This is a genomic window from Afipia massiliensis (assembly GCF_014203115.1).
In the GTDB taxonomy this organism is placed as follows: domain Bacteria; phylum Pseudomonadota; class Alphaproteobacteria; order Rhizobiales; family Xanthobacteraceae; genus Afipia; species Afipia massiliensis.
The window spans coordinates 835,138-849,513 of the sequence record NZ_JACHIJ010000003.1 but is presented as its reverse complement, the minus strand read 5'-3'; the positions used below and the strand labels follow the sequence as shown (position 1 = coordinate 849,513).

The 14,376-nt window shown below is 56.3% G+C and carries 12 protein-coding genes and 1 pseudogene; 4 read left to right on the top strand and 9 right to left on the bottom strand.

What is annotated here, in order from left to right:
• Positions 1–793: 793 nt before the first annotated feature.
• Together HNQ36_RS26745 and HNQ36_RS13700 are read left to right on the top strand one after the other, a co-directional pair.
• A pseudogene (locus tag HNQ36_RS26745) lies at positions 794–951 on the top strand (type 1 glutamine amidotransferase family protein); the annotation flags it as partial.
• Between the two features lie 1,512 nt (positions 952–2,463).
• Positions 2,464–2,667 carry a hypothetical protein gene (locus HNQ36_RS13700; RefSeq protein WP_184085899.1) on the top strand — a complete coding sequence of 68 codons (204 nt, stop codon included), beginning with the start codon at positions 2,464–2,466 and terminating at the stop codon, positions 2,665–2,667.
• A gap of 409 nt (positions 2,668–3,076) precedes the next feature.
• On the opposite strand, the gene HNQ36_RS13695 is transcribed toward HNQ36_RS13700, so the two are convergent.
• From HNQ36_RS13695 to HNQ36_RS13665, 7 genes are all read right to left on the bottom strand, one after another.
• Entirely contained in the window at positions 3,077–3,436 is a 360-nt protein-coding gene (locus tag HNQ36_RS13695) for a helix-turn-helix domain-containing protein (protein ID WP_184085897.1), read from the bottom strand.
• Positions 3,437–3,485: 49 nt separating this feature from the next.
• Positions 3,486–3,839: a hypothetical protein gene (locus HNQ36_RS13690; RefSeq protein WP_184085894.1), complete on the bottom strand. Its 354-nt coding sequence runs from the start codon at positions 3,837–3,839 to the stop codon at positions 3,486–3,488.
• Positions 3,840–4,165: 326 nt separating this feature from the next.
• Entirely contained in the window at positions 4,166–5,254 is a 1,089-nt protein-coding gene (locus HNQ36_RS13685) for a caspase family protein (RefSeq protein ID WP_184085892.1), read from the bottom strand.
• On the bottom strand, positions 5,251–7,764 hold the full coding sequence (locus tag HNQ36_RS13680; protein ID WP_184085890.1) for a GAP1-N1 domain-containing protein: 2,514 nt from the start codon (positions 7,762–7,764) through the stop codon (positions 5,251–5,253). Before HNQ36_RS13680 ends, HNQ36_RS13685 begins: the two co-directional genes overlap by 4 nt.
• A complete protein-coding gene (locus HNQ36_RS13675; protein ID WP_283814034.1) occupies positions 7,761–8,597 on the bottom strand; it encodes a TRAFAC clade GTPase domain-containing protein in 837 nt (278 codons plus the stop codon). Before HNQ36_RS13675 ends, HNQ36_RS13680 begins: the two co-directional genes overlap by 4 nt.
• A 22-nt stretch (positions 8,598–8,619) precedes the next feature.
• Entirely contained in the window at positions 8,620–9,579 is a 960-nt protein-coding gene (locus HNQ36_RS13670) for a TRAFAC clade GTPase domain-containing protein (RefSeq protein WP_184085886.1), read from the bottom strand.
• A gap of 106 nt (positions 9,580–9,685) precedes the next feature.
• Positions 9,686–10,843 (bottom strand): GTPase-associated system all-helical protein GASH, encoded by a 1,158-nt coding sequence (locus tag HNQ36_RS13665; protein ID WP_184085884.1) that lies wholly within the window; start codon positions 10,841–10,843, stop codon positions 9,686–9,688.
• Positions 10,844–11,377: 534 nt separating this feature from the next.
• Here HNQ36_RS13665 and HNQ36_RS13660 point away from each other — a divergent pair.
• Together HNQ36_RS13660 and HNQ36_RS13655 are read left to right on the top strand one after the other, a co-directional pair.
• Positions 11,378–12,193: an alpha/beta fold hydrolase gene (locus tag HNQ36_RS13660; protein ID WP_184085882.1), complete on the top strand. Its 816-nt coding sequence runs from the start codon at positions 11,378–11,380 to the stop codon at positions 12,191–12,193.
• 26 nt (positions 12,194–12,219) lie between these two features.
• Positions 12,220–12,927 (top strand): helix-turn-helix transcriptional regulator, encoded by a 708-nt coding sequence (locus tag HNQ36_RS13655; RefSeq protein ID WP_184085880.1) that lies wholly within the window; start codon positions 12,220–12,222, stop codon positions 12,925–12,927.
• Here the strand turns inward: HNQ36_RS13655 and HNQ36_RS13650 are convergent.
• Both HNQ36_RS13650 and HNQ36_RS13645 read right to left on the bottom strand, forming a co-directional pair.
• On the bottom strand, positions 12,841–14,196 hold the full coding sequence (locus tag HNQ36_RS13650) for a diaminobutyrate--2-oxoglutarate transaminase (RefSeq protein ID WP_184085878.1): 1,356 nt from the start codon (positions 14,194–14,196) through the stop codon (positions 12,841–12,843). The genes HNQ36_RS13655 and HNQ36_RS13650 overlap by 87 nt on opposite strands.
• A gap of 16 nt (positions 14,197–14,212) precedes the next feature.
• Complete coding sequence (locus tag HNQ36_RS13645; protein WP_184085876.1) at positions 14,213–14,350, bottom strand: hypothetical protein; 138 nt, start codon at positions 14,348–14,350, stop codon at positions 14,213–14,215.
• Positions 14,351–14,376: the final 26 nt, after the last annotated feature.

Here is a 14,376-nt window from a genome sequence, read left to right as displayed (position 1 = left end):
GGGCTCACACCAAGCGAGTTTGCCAACCGTTCAAACAGGGACGAAAACCAGAACAGAGTCTACTTATAAACGAGGGCAATCAGGGGTGCAGGTCAGTCCCGCAACCATGTTCGACGTGATCCGATTATTGAAACCGACAAACAGGTCGATGTTAGCGCCGTACCCGTCAGTACCGCGCCCTTCGGACGATACGTTGTAACCAGTCAAGTCGTTTGGTGGTGGACTTAATGAGGCGATTGCAATTCTCTCCTTCGAACTTACCCGCGATTGGGTCACTCCTGCTCCGAAGGAAGAACCAACGTAGACGTTCGACCATCGGTTATCGAGAACGAGCGGCGCTTGCACACTCGCGTAGCTGGCCAATGGTGAGTTTGAGGTCAAAGCGTGTCCTACCGAATTAGGTTGATTGGTAGGCGCTCGCGCGGATTGTGCCTCCTGCCTATACTTTCTGTTCTCCGCTTCAAGTGCGTTTACGCGGGCTTCAAGAGATTTCACAATTCTAAGAAATTCGGCATCGGTAGAAGCCGCCCGTGAAGTGGATGGCAAACAGGCAGCAATCGCCGCAACTACTGCGAGACGGCTGACCAGCCGACCGATACCCACCAAATTGCGTGAAGAATTTGACGCGAAAGCGCGCACCGCAACGCACGGCGCTGAAACGCATATCCCAACCATTTGTGCATACTCCCCAAACCCGCAGGGAGTGTTTCGCAGCTAGAAATGCGAATCAAGGACTACTTTGCGTGCGGGCAAGTTACCTCTTGAGAATGGGCCTATCTGACTTCATTCGGCGGCTGACCAAATGATTGATGGCGGTCCTTCCGTCCTTTACGAGGCGATCACCCTTCTCCCTCTGCATCTGCAATAGACGAACTTGTGGTGGAATCCACAGCACGTGACTTCGTCTCTGATGCGTTCGCACATTGCGTCTTCCTCGGTATTCTCGCAGCGGAGACATCGAACCTGCGTTCCATGACGCCCCGACTAGAGGGACTGTTGGGTCTGTTAGTAGTCGGCACTCGGCTCCGGGTGCCACCATCGCGCTGGTTACGACCTGCCTGCGCATCGCAATGGCGAATGCCGGCGGGCTTTAGAACTTGTGAGTTCCTCGCACGGCAGCTGCTTGTCGGCTTTCTTGTCTCTTCGTGCTAAAGCGGGATCGATCAGACTTAGTTGGCCGTCGTGTCTCAGCTCCAATCTCTTGGCTAGTTTCCCGCTTCATTGGAAGGCGAAACGCCATACTTAAAAATTATAGAGGCGGAGACTTGGCCCGCAGAGGGCGTGCCAGGTAACTCGGAAATCGGTCCCTACGGCCTGCCGACCGCAACCAGGAAGGGCCTAGGCTACCCGGTACGAAGCGGGACGCTGGATTAGTCAAAATCGCTGTCCCTTATTTTCGTTGTGGCCGAGTTAATTCAATGGTTGGATTTCCTCTCTGCGAGGGAAAGCGCCATGTCTAAAATTGTAGAGCTTCGACCCGATCAGGTCCGCACCTATGCTGATGGACTCGAGGATAATGCTTATAGGTTGCCGCCGGGAAGGAGCAGACAGCAACTTCTGGCTGTCGCATTTACCCTTAGGAAGCAAGCGAACCTCGCCGAATGGCTGGGAGCAAGTTTCGTTAGAGCCGAAGTCGCCGAGAAGTCGCCCACCGCAAATGCTTGGTGAAAGCTCTCGCGCGAAACAATCTATTTGATAGCAGGACTGCAGAACCATCCTGCATGATGCCCGTAATGAGACACTGGCTTGGATTGCCTGGGAGCGAGTGCAGAAGAGCCATCGCAGACATCGTCGATTCCTGCACCAATAGCTCCTCCCCTGGCACTCTATCGCGAATAATCTTACTTTTCTGGAGTGTTGAATGAATAGAGCCACCACATTTGCTTGCGTCCTTGGTTCATTGTTGTGGTCAAATTCCGCATTCGCTCAGGGAAAGTCCGTTATCCTGATGCCGGGCGCAGGTGGAGCGGCGCCGATCGATTTTTTAGTTCGAAACCAAAGTCGCATTGGCGGCGCAGGCGCCTCAGTCATCGTCACCACCTCTTCGGGGGAAGCCGCATCACTTTCGCAGGCGGAAGCCGCAAAAGGCCGGAAAGTGATCCTCATTGGTATGAGTCGTGGGACTATTGATGTGGCGAACGCTATATCATTGGGCGCGAAAGCAGACGGTGTTGTGCTCGTGGCAGGAGCATATGACAACGTGCGATCCGCGCTTGGTTCTCCCGCTCGACTTCCACGCACGTTGCTTGTCCATCATCGAGGCGACGAGTGCTCCTCGACACCACCGTCTGCAGCCACATCATTTGTTTCTTGGTCAGGCGGCAAGGCTACTGTTCGATGGATTAGCAATCAAGGTGCGCCCGTACCTAATCCGTGTGGGCCTCGCGGTGCCCACGGATTCTATATGCAAGATGGGTCTGCAATCTCGGCTATCAACGGATTTATAGGCTCACGCTGATAGGGATGGCGCTTGCCACCATTTCCCACCGCGAACGCCACCGCACCGTCGACCAGGCGCGGCCAGATGTGGTCGCGAAACAAGTCAACCTGGGCGTCATGCTCCTCGGTCTTCAGCTTCCGTTTCGCCTTCACCGGCGGCCCGAGCACGCGCGGTGGCCGCCGACGCTTTCCAGCGGGCAGCAGTGCGGCGAGGACGGGCGCGGGTAAAAGTAAGATGGCATCAGGCGCCAAGCTCCTTGAGGGCCGCGAGAGCAGCGGGATATGTGGCCGGGATCAAGGTGACGCCGCGCTTGAGGAGTTCTTGTTTGACGACGTGCATGCGGCCTAGCTCCGTGATGACGAAGCCGCGCTGTCGTACTTGGCCCGCGCGACGTCGCTAATCTTTTCCGAAAGCTCTTCGTAGAGCCTGGCACCGACACAGGTCCGCTACTTCCATGCTTTGCATGGCGATGGAGAAGTTGAATGGTCAGCAACCCTAGCCACAAATTTTAGCCGGCAGCGGCGCTGACCTGAGGCTGTTGTGCCAGGTTGGTCGAACGCAAACCGCGCTCGCGAGAGTAGTCGCTACTCGGGGGCCTAGAGTAGGCCGCGCAGGACTCTGGATTCGGAAGCGTCTTCAATAAGCAAGCTGCTTTGAAGATTCAGACTCCTCTTGAGCCTCACTGGCCACTTCAGGCGATCGTGCGATAACCCGAAGATAAGCTTGAACGGCACTATCGGGCTTACGCCGCTTTCGCTCCCAATTCTGCAACGTGTCCAGGTCAATCGCGAACCGGAGCGCGAATTGCTCCTGAGTCAACTTAAGCCTGTCGCGAAGAGCACGTATATCGACTTCATAGCTCGCAACAGTTCTCGCTTCGATGCCGAACTCGGCAAGTTCGGCCAATAACTGCTTACGACTCTCCACCTTCGGAAGTTCAAGGACGGTGCGGCCGGTAGCAATCATTTCTTCAACCGCCCTCTTGGCGCGGAGCATCGGTACACCCCGGCGAGCCAGAGATACCGTTGCCGATACCGCATTAATCCTACGGCTGGAGGTCGGACGCAGGGATATGACAGCGGGAGAACCTGAGCTTACCGGGGACACGACCCGGACTGGCCCCAGACGTTCGAGACGTTCCTTGAACGACGAGTTCATCGTAATCCATCCTTTCCATCACGAGCTGGGCCAATATCTTAAGATTGGCACGACCGATTGCTCCCGCACCGGCATCAGAATGAATGTTGAAGCCGTCGAGAATTAGCGTTCGTCTTTCCTCTCTGGGCTCGGCCATAACGAAAATTCGACCCTGCGGAGTTCCGATGACGACCGTGATGACCTGTTCGAAGGTGGCGTCGGCGTCGATTTCAAACGTAACGTCGGCAACATTCCAAGTCATTTATATACGCCATTGACCTGGTGATTTCAATAATCGTACCGGCAAATTCTGCAAGTTCGAAGCTCTGGTCTCCGGGACCAACGGATCTTCGCTGGAAACCGACAGAAGTGGTCGAAAGTAATTTTTGTATAATAAAAACAATGCATTAGATGGATCTGTGACTCACGATCGAGGTGGGCTTGTTTCTTCACTTCGGAACTAACCTCAAAATCTGTCCGCCGATTGACTGCTCCCCCTTCCTGACTAGCCCTACTCTTGCGACTCCGACCGCACCCACCTTGACCAACGCCGTTGGCAGCCCGAAGGGTCTGGCGCGGGATTCTCCGCTACCGCGACTGTTTAGTGTTCGCATGCGAACGTTCCCCATCCAACCTATCGAGATCTGCGTTCGCCGGGAAGTCTGAACGAATCGCTTGCAAAAGCCGGAGCTGATCTCCCCCTCCGCCCAGCCGCATTTGCCGCAAAGCAGAGTGCCATGCGCCTTTCCCATTCAGACCGGGTCGCAGGATTGAGACGTCAGCGCCCGCTCGACTCCACACATCCTGCTCTTCAGGGCCTCGCGGATACAGCTTGACAGCCACCTGTTCAAATTCACTCCACCATTCTTCGGAAGCGACGGACGTTATCCGAACACCGATCTCGGCAGGTTGAGACGAAAGCGCGATCGGGAAGTTATCCTCCACGTTCTGCGCCTTGAACACCGGGTGCTGGTCTTCCTCGCGAATATTGCCGCTGATGTAATCGAAGAGATCGAAAATGCGGACAGTACCATCACCACGGTGAGCACCACCGCGTAAACCGCTCAACACATGATGCATGAAGAGACTGTTCCTCATCCCTCCCTTTATCAATGAATACTCGTCCTCGCGTGAGGAGGCGAGAAGCACGCGACCAGCGCCGACGCCAAGCTTCTCAAAGTCCGCTTGCGAAAATCCGGACTTGAGCTTCACAACGTCCTTTGCCGATTTCACTTCCATAGTTCCAGCAGCGTGACAGGCATCCAGAATGACCACCAAACGTCTTGCAGCAACCTGCGCAAGAAGCCTACTGAGCTCTTCGCACGGGATACCTGTTGCCAAAGCGTCGTCGGGATCGAAATCAGCAGGGCAAAGATAGGACCCCTCAAATGGTCCACCCACTATTCGCTCACCGTGCCCCGAAAATACGAATAGCACCGTGTCCGCTTCCGATGCTTGGGCCAACTCTGAAAGAGCACTTCTGATCGTGGAAGCAATCCCGGTACTGTCCCGAAGCACGCGAACCTTCGACTGGGAATAACCACAGAAGTCGGGAGAGCAAAGAAGGTCCGCCATGTCGTCGACATCGTTGAGAACGGCGTCGGGAAGATTTGGCAGGTTGATGTAACCAGATATTCCGACGACAAGCGCGCGCCCGTTTTCGAAGTTTGCCGTCATTCCGATCCGACCTCCCGAAAAATGCTGCAAGCTGCGATGCTTTCGAGCTCCTTGTTCAGTGGGAATTCGTCGCGCATTTCCGCGACCAAGCGTGCGGGCGTGATCCCACCACCACCAGAACGCAATCGTCTCAAAGCCGAATGCCAACGCGCGCGTGAGTTCCCGCTATGTGAGAGCACGTCGGGCGAACCTGATGCTCGACTCCAAATCTCGTTTTCGTCTGGGCCGCGCGGATAGAGGCCCACGACAATGTCCTCAAGGATCCTCCACAATTCGTCTTCCCCCGGCTCGGGAACGTCCTCAATGCCAAACACAGACAAGTTCAAAATGTCGAGGGGATACAAACGATAGCGGCAAGCGAGCAGTGCTGGCTTCATATCGCGACGCCGCCTTGTCAATTCGCGTATCCGGTAGGCCGCGCGTGTCCAAAAACGAGAATCAACAAGCAGGCCAAGCGCACGCGCGGCATCCTCCTCTAAGCCGCCGTACTTCATTCGAGCATCAATCTCGGCAAGCCACTCTATGAATCGGTTTTCATCCAGCCTGGGGAATTGCCGGAACAATTGTACGCCTTCCGCGATTCGCGCGGGAATTGCTCTCACAAGGAATGCGGATATTCGAACCGGTTCGATGATTCTCTCTTCGAGAGCAGGCTCCACGGATGTTTCCGTCTGGTGTCCACTCTCCTGCGCTGCAAGCCAAGTCTCGGCCGTGGAAGCAAGAAACTCAGCCCGGACGAAAGCCGGAATCTGATGCCAGATTTCGCGCCTTTGAGGAACGTCATAGAGGTTTGAAAACGGTGACTTGGCAAGGACATTCCACAAAGACGCGTATTCGTCCGCTTGTCCTGAAAATTGGAGTAATGCTTCAACCACACCACGCCCGCTCGGTACGTGCTGCAGCGCGTCTGGCGACCGCTCAACTGCGACCTGTAATATTGCCAGCCATCTTGGGTTTGCCGCATCGAAATTTCCCAGCAGTTCCGGCGCAAGTGCACATTCCGCGCCAGCCACCGAAATTAGCCGGCGGTCTTCGTGCGAGAGCGCAAGGCGGAGTCGCTCAACAGGCGCAGCCTGCGATAACGCTGCGGCGATTCCGTCGATGGAATCGGTCGCACCATCCACCTCTAACTGCGCTTCGAGGGCTGTCTGCGGATCGGTCGAGACGGCCAAACACCTGCCGTGAAGGATCCACCAGGCTCGTTCCTTGGCAAAAGCGATGACAGACGCCGCAAGATCCGGGTCGACGGCCCCAGGCATTGCCTCTCGGAGCCGCCGCTCAACGGAAGCCACGGACGGGAGCAGAGCCAACGCAGCCGATGCGGCTTCTGGATTATTCCCGAATACCCGCCAGAGCGCCGTCGCCATACTTGCGCTCAGATTCGAGGACGCATCGCGGAAGCCTTTTAAGACCGCCTGCTTCCACTCCGACACCGCGGCCAACGTAAAAGCGTCAAGCAGGACTCGCGGGACATCATCATTGTCGCCTATTTTGGCGGCGTGACTAGAAGTCCATTCCGATATGGCGCTCCAGCATCGCTGCCGGTCAGCATAGGGCGACAAATCGAGATTACGCAAACTACGAAGCTGATCGGCAGTCATTATGGCTACAGACTCGGCTAATCGTGCGACGAGCCTCACCTTGAAATCCACACCGTCCTGGTCCCGCGGCGCGAGCAACGGCAGGAGCCTTACGAGGGCAACAAGCTCCTCTATAGACGGTGAAGGCTTTTCGGATAGTGCAAATGCATTGGAAAGAAGAGCTACAGATTTGAAGTCGCTTACTTCCGCCCCGATGCTATCGACGAACGTCCTCAGCGCGCGCCCACAGTCTAGTCCCAACAGAAAGCCCGCCACAGACCCCGGCTTTGCAACCAATTCGCCCCGCACAATCGGATGGCCGTGCCATCGCGTTTCCAGGAGATTCGGCGTAGCTACTACGTGCTGTGGATCGTGCTCTACATCCTGTGGTCCGAAACTGAGCCGGAACGCGAAATTCTTCTTAATCTTTGCGGGCAGCCTCTGAAGTATCTGCACTACAGACTCGTCAAAGTCTTCTTGCCCGACGTGCACGACGGGCTGCTTCGGCGAACTCGCAAGCATCTCAACGATTGACAACGCAGCACCAGACACCTGCCCATCATCAAGACGCTCGGATACTTCGATCGGATCCAGCTCCCGATTTCTGTCTGGCGTAACGCTGAGTTGTGAAAACAGCTTCTTGAAATCGAGAGGGTCCGAGAGGCGCTCCAAAGGGATGAAGACCGCATGGGAAAACACCATGCCGGCTCGCGGCGCAGAGGGATCAGGCGCAATCCGCACGAGTACATAATTTCCTGAATCCGCAAAGCCACGCAAATAGGCTGTCCAGGAGACACCATAGGGCGCCGTTGCGGGAAGGTCCGTACGCCAGGTTATGGCGGAGAACGTCGTTTTGAGCTCGGGACTACTGCCCCGGAGAAATGCGTGGCCACCACGATCATGCCCATAAATGGCGCGCTGAAGGATCATCGTTTCGCGAGGGTAGCGGCAAGCCGCGCAATCGGAAGGGACAGATCTGCGTCGCGACGGCCGTCGGAGAGAACGACGTAGCCGAAGTTTTCGGGTCCCTTATCAATATAGTCCGCATCCGCTTGATCGGGTTGAAGAGATTTTTCCAGCGCAGAAAGGCCTAGAACTTCGACACGGTCATCGACCCAGTTGGTCTTCACGAAACTCGACAGCAGAGGCAGCCTGCTGTGCAGCACCTGTGCCGGTGTTCGCTCTTCTCCTTCGCTTCCGAGCTCATCCCAACATGACAGGAGAATTGTCAACGCTGGACTGTTAAGGGGTTTCGATGTCCCCTCGCCCCGGACATAGATCAGCATTTGAAGAAGCTCTACGAGACGAGCCTGGATCGACGACCTGATCTCCTTGACGCCCTCAGCCGCCCGTCGCGAAAGAATGTCGGCGAGCGGCCTACTAAAAATGTCGTCCTCGACACCGGAACGCTGAATGCGCACCATGAGCAGCCATCCGTCGCACGAAAGCAATCGATCCCTCCACACAAGCGGGACCTTCCTGTCATCGATTAATCTACGAACCTGTTCCCCACCGTAGTCGGGCCATTCGAGATCGATCTCGTTCCCGTTTTCATCGACCACGGGCCAAAGACTTTCCAGATAGGTAGTCCAAGACGTGTGCCCAGCAGATTTCCCCTCTGCCAGAGCCCGCGTGACCTCGTCGAAAGCATCAAGATTCGTCGCGGCTCCCCGCATCCGCAAGGCGTAGTTTTTCTGGTTAAGACGGAGCAACAGCTGAGCTCCGTAGTGGGACTTTCCAACGTCGGATTCCCCAAGGAGCATGATTCGCAGAGCCGAGCCGGGGCTACTGTCCATGACCAAACACCAGAAAATTGTCGTTCGTGTCGGGACGGGAAGGAGTGGCGGAATATGATTCACCCCGCACCTCTGTCACCCAATGCAGCAGATCCATGAATGGTCGCTCACCGCCGGGATCGCTCTCAATCCTAACCGTAAGTGAAAATGTCGTATGATTTCCCAGATGCTGTTTTGCAGAGGTCTCGATCGCAGACTTCAATAGAGGCGGGACCTCGACATCCGATTTGGTCCAGACCACTGCGACGCTACGTCCACGCCGTTCGTGGCCTACGCGTTGGAAAATCTGCGCCAACACACTCCGTGCGATGCCTCTTTCGGCTCCAGACAGCGCTTCAGAATCGGCGATGATCACAATCACATCTGCATGTTCGGATATCCAACGCGCACCTGAAGCTTCGGCGCCATCCCGGTTTACCGCCCATAATCTAAACCATTCACCTGGCGCATCCGCGAAGAACATATCTGTCACAGCCCCTGTCACGCTCTTGCGCAGAGCCATGTGAAGCAAACCCGGATGGCGTCCGGATCCGCTCGACGTGTGCGGAGGGAAGCCTGGTCCGCCACTAGACGTCCATCTAAGTGCGTGGGCAATATTCTCCCAGCCGGTGAGCGTGTACGAACCCGCGAACGTATGTTCGCGCAACTCCGTTCCGCGCCCGATGAGCAGGTACCACGCAGCCAGCAGCGTCGTTTTTCCAGCCCCGGCCGGCCCCACCACCGCCACGACCTTCGCACTTGAGCGGCCCGTAGCGAACGAACGGTCGGCACCACCCAGCGAATTGCCGCTCCAAGGCAGCGCTAATCCATCGGTTGGCGGCGCGCTATCAGTCCCTTCCGCGGCTGCCGTCGATTTCTGCCACGTTGGACAATCTTCATGGCGAAGTTCCCCGAGTGAGCAAGTTGCTTCGGGTGCGTAGCAGAAAGGCGACTCGCATTTCTTACTCACGGCGCAGCCTTCTCCGTGGCTTTGTAAGCCTGGAGCTCGCGAAGGATCCATACGGAAAGCTCCGGAAGACTGATCTTGACGCCAGCGTCGATCCCCAGAACGCTGTTCACGGTCGCCGCTTCGGCCTTATCGTCCAGAGAAAAGAAACGAGGGGCCGGCGCCCCGGCCCGACGTCAGGGACTTCAGCTGGCCACCACATCGCGACTTCTGAGCGGATCGACGAGGCTTCATTTGCAATCTGTTTGAAAGTGAAGCCAGCACTTTTACCCCTGGTATCTCCAACGACCTCGGCAACAGCTTCCCTCAAAAAATACTCTACACTTGGGGGACAAAGAACTGAGACCGAGGCGAATACATCCGCGGCCATCTGCATCGCAGCGGCTGCAGGTCTCATAGAACGGTAGCTGCGCTTCGCGGGGTTCGAATAGAGCGACTGGCGCCACCAAAGAAGATCAAGTCGCCTTTCGAGCGCTGTGGAGGCGCGTATTAGGGTCGGGAGATTCGCACCGACAAAGTCCTTCATTGCGTTAATCAGAGCCTCGTCGACCTTGGCGCGAGAATTCATGACGGCATCCGACATCGCGTCCACCGACTCTGCGATTGCGGCTGTTATCTTGGGAGCGAACATGAATGACCATGGCTGCCCTTGATTTGGCCAATGACTGTTCGGTGCAGATCCCGCCTCGCCCTTCTCGTTAGTAGGACCGACCGCCGCCTCAATCTTCGCGAGTAGAACCTTGCGATCCAGCCTGTTCGGTTTTGCCGCTGCGGGGATGGCATGTTTCGGTCCGGTATCGCCAACCTCCGTTGACCAATCATCCAGAACGTTCTCGCTCAAGAGCTCTTCCGATCTTGCCGCAAAGCCAGACAAGATCTCCTTTTCGCGACCGAGATCGAAATGGGGCAACATGTTTCGGGTGGTCAGCGCAACAGCGGCGGCGACGCCACTATCCTCCTCTTGCGCTTGCCGTAATCCGTCGAGCAACACCGCGCGGAAGACAGTGATCGGCCGGTCCGCGAATGCACTTCTGTATGTCGCCCAATGCGCAGCTACCGCCTCAGCGACCTCATCCAAGACAGGATCATCGCCTGACACTTTCGGATCGAATGCCACCATCGCAAAACGCGGTGTCCCATGGCGCTCGGCGGTGATCGAGGACGCCATCTGCGCCGCCGCCGCCCTCAATCGAGTCAAGCGCTCGTCTTCGGGGCCGATTTCAATCAAACCGTTCTGAAGAAACCTATGAAGAATATCGGTCTGCAATTGTCACCCCATCCATTCCCAAAATACCTGCCGCCGATCCTTGAAAAAGACGTTCGCCGAAGACCGCGAATATATGCCTTGATCATCCGATTCGTCTCAATCGAGCATTGCACAATACCTGACTGTTACACGCACCTCGGGGCCTCCCTAGGTACCTTCGGGCGCATTCATGTCGCGGCACCCCGATTTCGAAGAAGCTCACAGCTCAACCAAAGTGAGCCATCCTTCTGCAACAAAATCAATTATTGGAGGACCGCGAAGTACTGGGTGGTTCGGATGGCCTCGGCGTCATCGTCCAAACCTCAGATCGGCAGGATCAAGGGCAGTCGGCAACCACACATCCCGAAGCTGCTGTCGGATGAGGACCTATCGATGTTGGACGAATAACCTGGCATGCGCTTGACCAAGGGGGCTCACGGTGTAGGATCGAGACAATCACAGGTTGTGAGTTATTGGAGTTCAGTTTAATTTTCCTCGTTCGTTGCCGGTACGAACGGGCCAAAATCTTGAGTCCCCGCAGGGGGCGGACGCCGTATGATGTTGCGTACTCGCGTGGTCAGTGGTCTCAAGCTGAGCTTGCTACATAGAAGGGCCGGCCGCACCGGTATTCTTCTGATTCACGGAAATTCATCTTGCAAGGAAGTGTTCTCTAAGCAATTTCCTGACTTAGCGAGAACCGGCCTGGGCATAGTCGTGCCGGATTTGCCTGGGCACGGCGCCTCCGCTGATTCACCACGCCCATCTTCTACCTACAGCTTTCCGGGCTACGCCCGCATCATGGGGCAACTCATGAGAGAACTCGGTTATCGTTCGTTCCACGTGGTGGGCTGGTCGCTAGGGGGCCATATCGGCCTCGAAATGTGGGCGCGCGATCCCGATGTAAAATCCCTACTTATTTCGGGAACACCTCCGATTCATTTGAGCTCCGCCGGTGTCGAGGAAGGATTCCAATGGACGAGCGCAACAGCTCTCGCGGGGCGCAAGCGTTTTGGAGCTGATGACACACGACGCTATGTCCGCGCAATGATGGGGAGGAGCCTCCCCGCCGACCACCATTTGACGAAAATGGTTCAGCGGACCGACGGCAACGCGCGCATGTGGATGGTGACAAACGGACTGGCTGGAGTGGGCGTGGATGAGCGGGATGCGGTCGCAACGCTTGACCGACCTCTAGCCATCGTCCAGGGCAATCGGGATCCCTTCCTGCGCGCTGAGTACCTGCAGCGCATTCATTTTAAGAGACTCTGGAAACAGGGGCCGGTTCTGATCGATGCGGGACATGCGGCCCATTGGGAAGCGCCGCGCGCATTCAACACCGCAATGGCAGATTTTTTGACGCAGACAAATTGAACGCAATCCGGTCGCTGGGGGGCACCATGGTCGCGCATATCGAGGAATTCATCGAAAGCACGCAGAATATTGGCTCCGCGCCAGCTTTGAAGAAGTTGTTTCTGTCCGCTGTAGCGGAAGAAGGCTACGAGAATGCGGTGTTCGCGAGAGCAAACAACCGACGCTTGGTCTCCATCCCTTGGAGCGAATTCCCAGCCGGATATCTGGACAACTACAAAGCGGAGGAGTGGGATCGGATCGACCCGGTGGTGCAACGCGTGCACTCTGCGCGGGGACCGTTCCGATGGTCAGACACCTATTCTCGTGGCGGCTTCTCGCGAGAGCAAAAGTCCTTCTTTGAGAAATGTCGCGAGTTGGGCGTGCACTCCGGAATCACGATCCCTATTCGTGGGACCGGCCACGAAGTTGACCTCATTAGCCTCAGCCTGCGCGACAACGATCATGTGCCTTCGCAAAGGATGACCCACATCTATATGCTCAGCGTCCAATACTGGCTGAAGTATTGTGAATTGGCAGACCGGCGCGAATACGAGACGATAGCGCTTACCGCGCAAGAGTTGGAATGCCTGCGATGGTGCAAGGAAGGGAAAACGAACTGGGAGATTGGAGAGATCCTGAAGATTTCGGAGAAGACGGTCGAATTTCACCTAAGCAACGCGATGCGCAAGCTCGGCGCGAGTAACCGCATCACTGCCGTGATCATAGGGATCAAGGGGGGCTTGATTCCCCTGTGAAGCGATCAAGCGGATTTCCGCCATAACGACCGCCTCACGCACAGCCGCCGAAAGTCGGGCGAGACCTTCCTCAAACAACGAACGTTCTATGTTCAAAGGTGCCATTACCTTGAGGACTTCGTCCCGCGGCCCGCAGCATTCGATCATAACCCGATGCCGCAAGGAGTATTCGGCAGCGAGCGCGGCCGTTCGGGGATCAAAAAATTCCAGACCCTGCATCATCCCGAGCCCTTTGGATTTGATTGCCTTGGGAAATTCGCCTGCCATTCTTGCACACCAGTCAGAAAGTATTTTTCCTATTCCCGAGACATCCGTCATCAGGCCTTCTTTCCAGAACTGCAACGCCGCTGCAGCGGTGATGAAAGCGAGCGCATTCCCTCGGAAGGTTCCGTTGTGCTCGCCCGGATCCCAAACATCATGCTCGGGCTTCATCAACAGAAGCGACATAGGAAGACCAGAACCACTGATGGATTTCGCCATGCATACTATGTCCGGCTCGATGCCCGCTCGTTCGAAGCTAAAGAAAGAACCAGTGCGTCCGCATCCCGCCTGGATGTCATCAACGATAAGCAGGGCGCCGAGCCGCCGAGCCATCTTGGAAAGCGCGCGCAGCCATTCAACGGAAGCAACGTTCAACCCTCCTTCGCCTTGGACGGTTTCCACGAGGAAGGCGGCGATTGGCACTATTCCTCCGGAGGGATCTGTCGCCATTACTTCGAAACGATTTAGATCGTCGATGCCGGCGTCGCAATAACCTTCAAAAGGAAGCCTTACGACGTCGTTTAGAAGTGGCTCCATCGCGCGACGGGCGAACGAAGAGGCAGTGGCCGCGAGGGCCCCCGCCGAGACACCGTGGAACGCGTTGGTAAATGCAGCTATTGAAAACCTGCCCGTCGCTTTGCGCGCAAGCTTTATGGCTGCCTCCACGCAGTTCGCACCGGTTGGCCCGGGAAACTGCATTTTGTAGTTCAGACCACGAGGCTCTAGTATGATTTCGCGTAACTCGGTGACAAACCCCAGCTTCGCCTCTGTGTGGAAGTCGAGCCCCGCTAAGATGCCATCTCCAGCAAGATACTCTATCGCCGCCGCCTTGAGCCGAGGATGATTATGGCCGTAGTTGAGCGATCCACAAGCCGACAAGAAGTCGATAAACTCAAGCCCGTCGGAGTCGCGTACGATGGCGCCGTTTGCCGATCGAAGCAGGCCGGGAAGCTTTCGACAGTAATATCGAACTTCCGATTCATTCCGGGCGAAGACATCGAGATGCATAATTCCTCCGCCGTGCCTATGCTGATTTCTTCGGCTCGTCTGCCTCCGCAGCGATGATTTCAAGCTTCTCGCGAATTTCCAGTAGGTCTAGAATGATGCATTCAAACCCCTCCTCGGCGGCCACGCGACAAAGGTAAGACACCGCATCGGCCATTTTGCCCGCTGTGTCCTTGTAACTGG

What these genes read in the sequence shown, in the direction of transcription:
- HNQ36_RS13700 (WP_184085899.1), top strand. Translation starts at nt 2,464, where the DNA reads ATGGCGCTTGCCACCATTTCCCACCGCGAACGCCACCGCACCGTCGAC.
- HNQ36_RS13695 (WP_184085897.1), bottom strand. Translation starts at nt 3,436, where the DNA reads ATGCTCCGCGCCAAGAGGGCGGTTGAAGAAATGATTGCTACCGGCCGC.
- HNQ36_RS13690 (WP_184085894.1), bottom strand. Translation starts at nt 3,839, where the DNA reads ATGACTTGGAATGTTGCCGACGTTACGTTTGAAATCGACGCCGACGCC.
- HNQ36_RS13685 (WP_184085892.1), bottom strand. Translation starts at nt 5,254, where the DNA reads ATGACGGCAAACTTCGAAAACGGGCGCGCGCTTGTCGTCGGAATATCT.
- HNQ36_RS13680 (WP_184085890.1), bottom strand. Translation starts at nt 7,764, where the DNA reads ATGATCCTTCAGCGCGCCATTTATGGGCATGATCGTGGTGGCCACGCA.
- HNQ36_RS13675 (WP_283814034.1), bottom strand. Translation starts at nt 8,597, where the DNA reads ATGCTCCTTGGGGAATCCGACGTTGGAAAGTCCCACTACGGAGCTCAG.
- HNQ36_RS13660 (WP_184085882.1), top strand. Translation starts at nt 11,378, where the DNA reads ATGATGTTGCGTACTCGCGTGGTCAGTGGTCTCAAGCTGAGCTTGCTA.
- HNQ36_RS13655 (WP_184085880.1), top strand. Translation starts at nt 12,220, where the DNA reads ATGGTCGCGCATATCGAGGAATTCATCGAAAGCACGCAGAATATTGGC.
- HNQ36_RS13650 (WP_184085878.1), bottom strand. Translation starts at nt 14,196, where the DNA reads ATGCATCTCGATGTCTTCGCCCGGAATGAATCGGAAGTTCGATATTAC.
- HNQ36_RS13645 (WP_184085876.1), bottom strand. Translation starts at nt 14,350, where the DNA reads ATGGCCGATGCGGTGTCTTACCTTTGTCGCGTGGCCGCCGAGGAGGGG.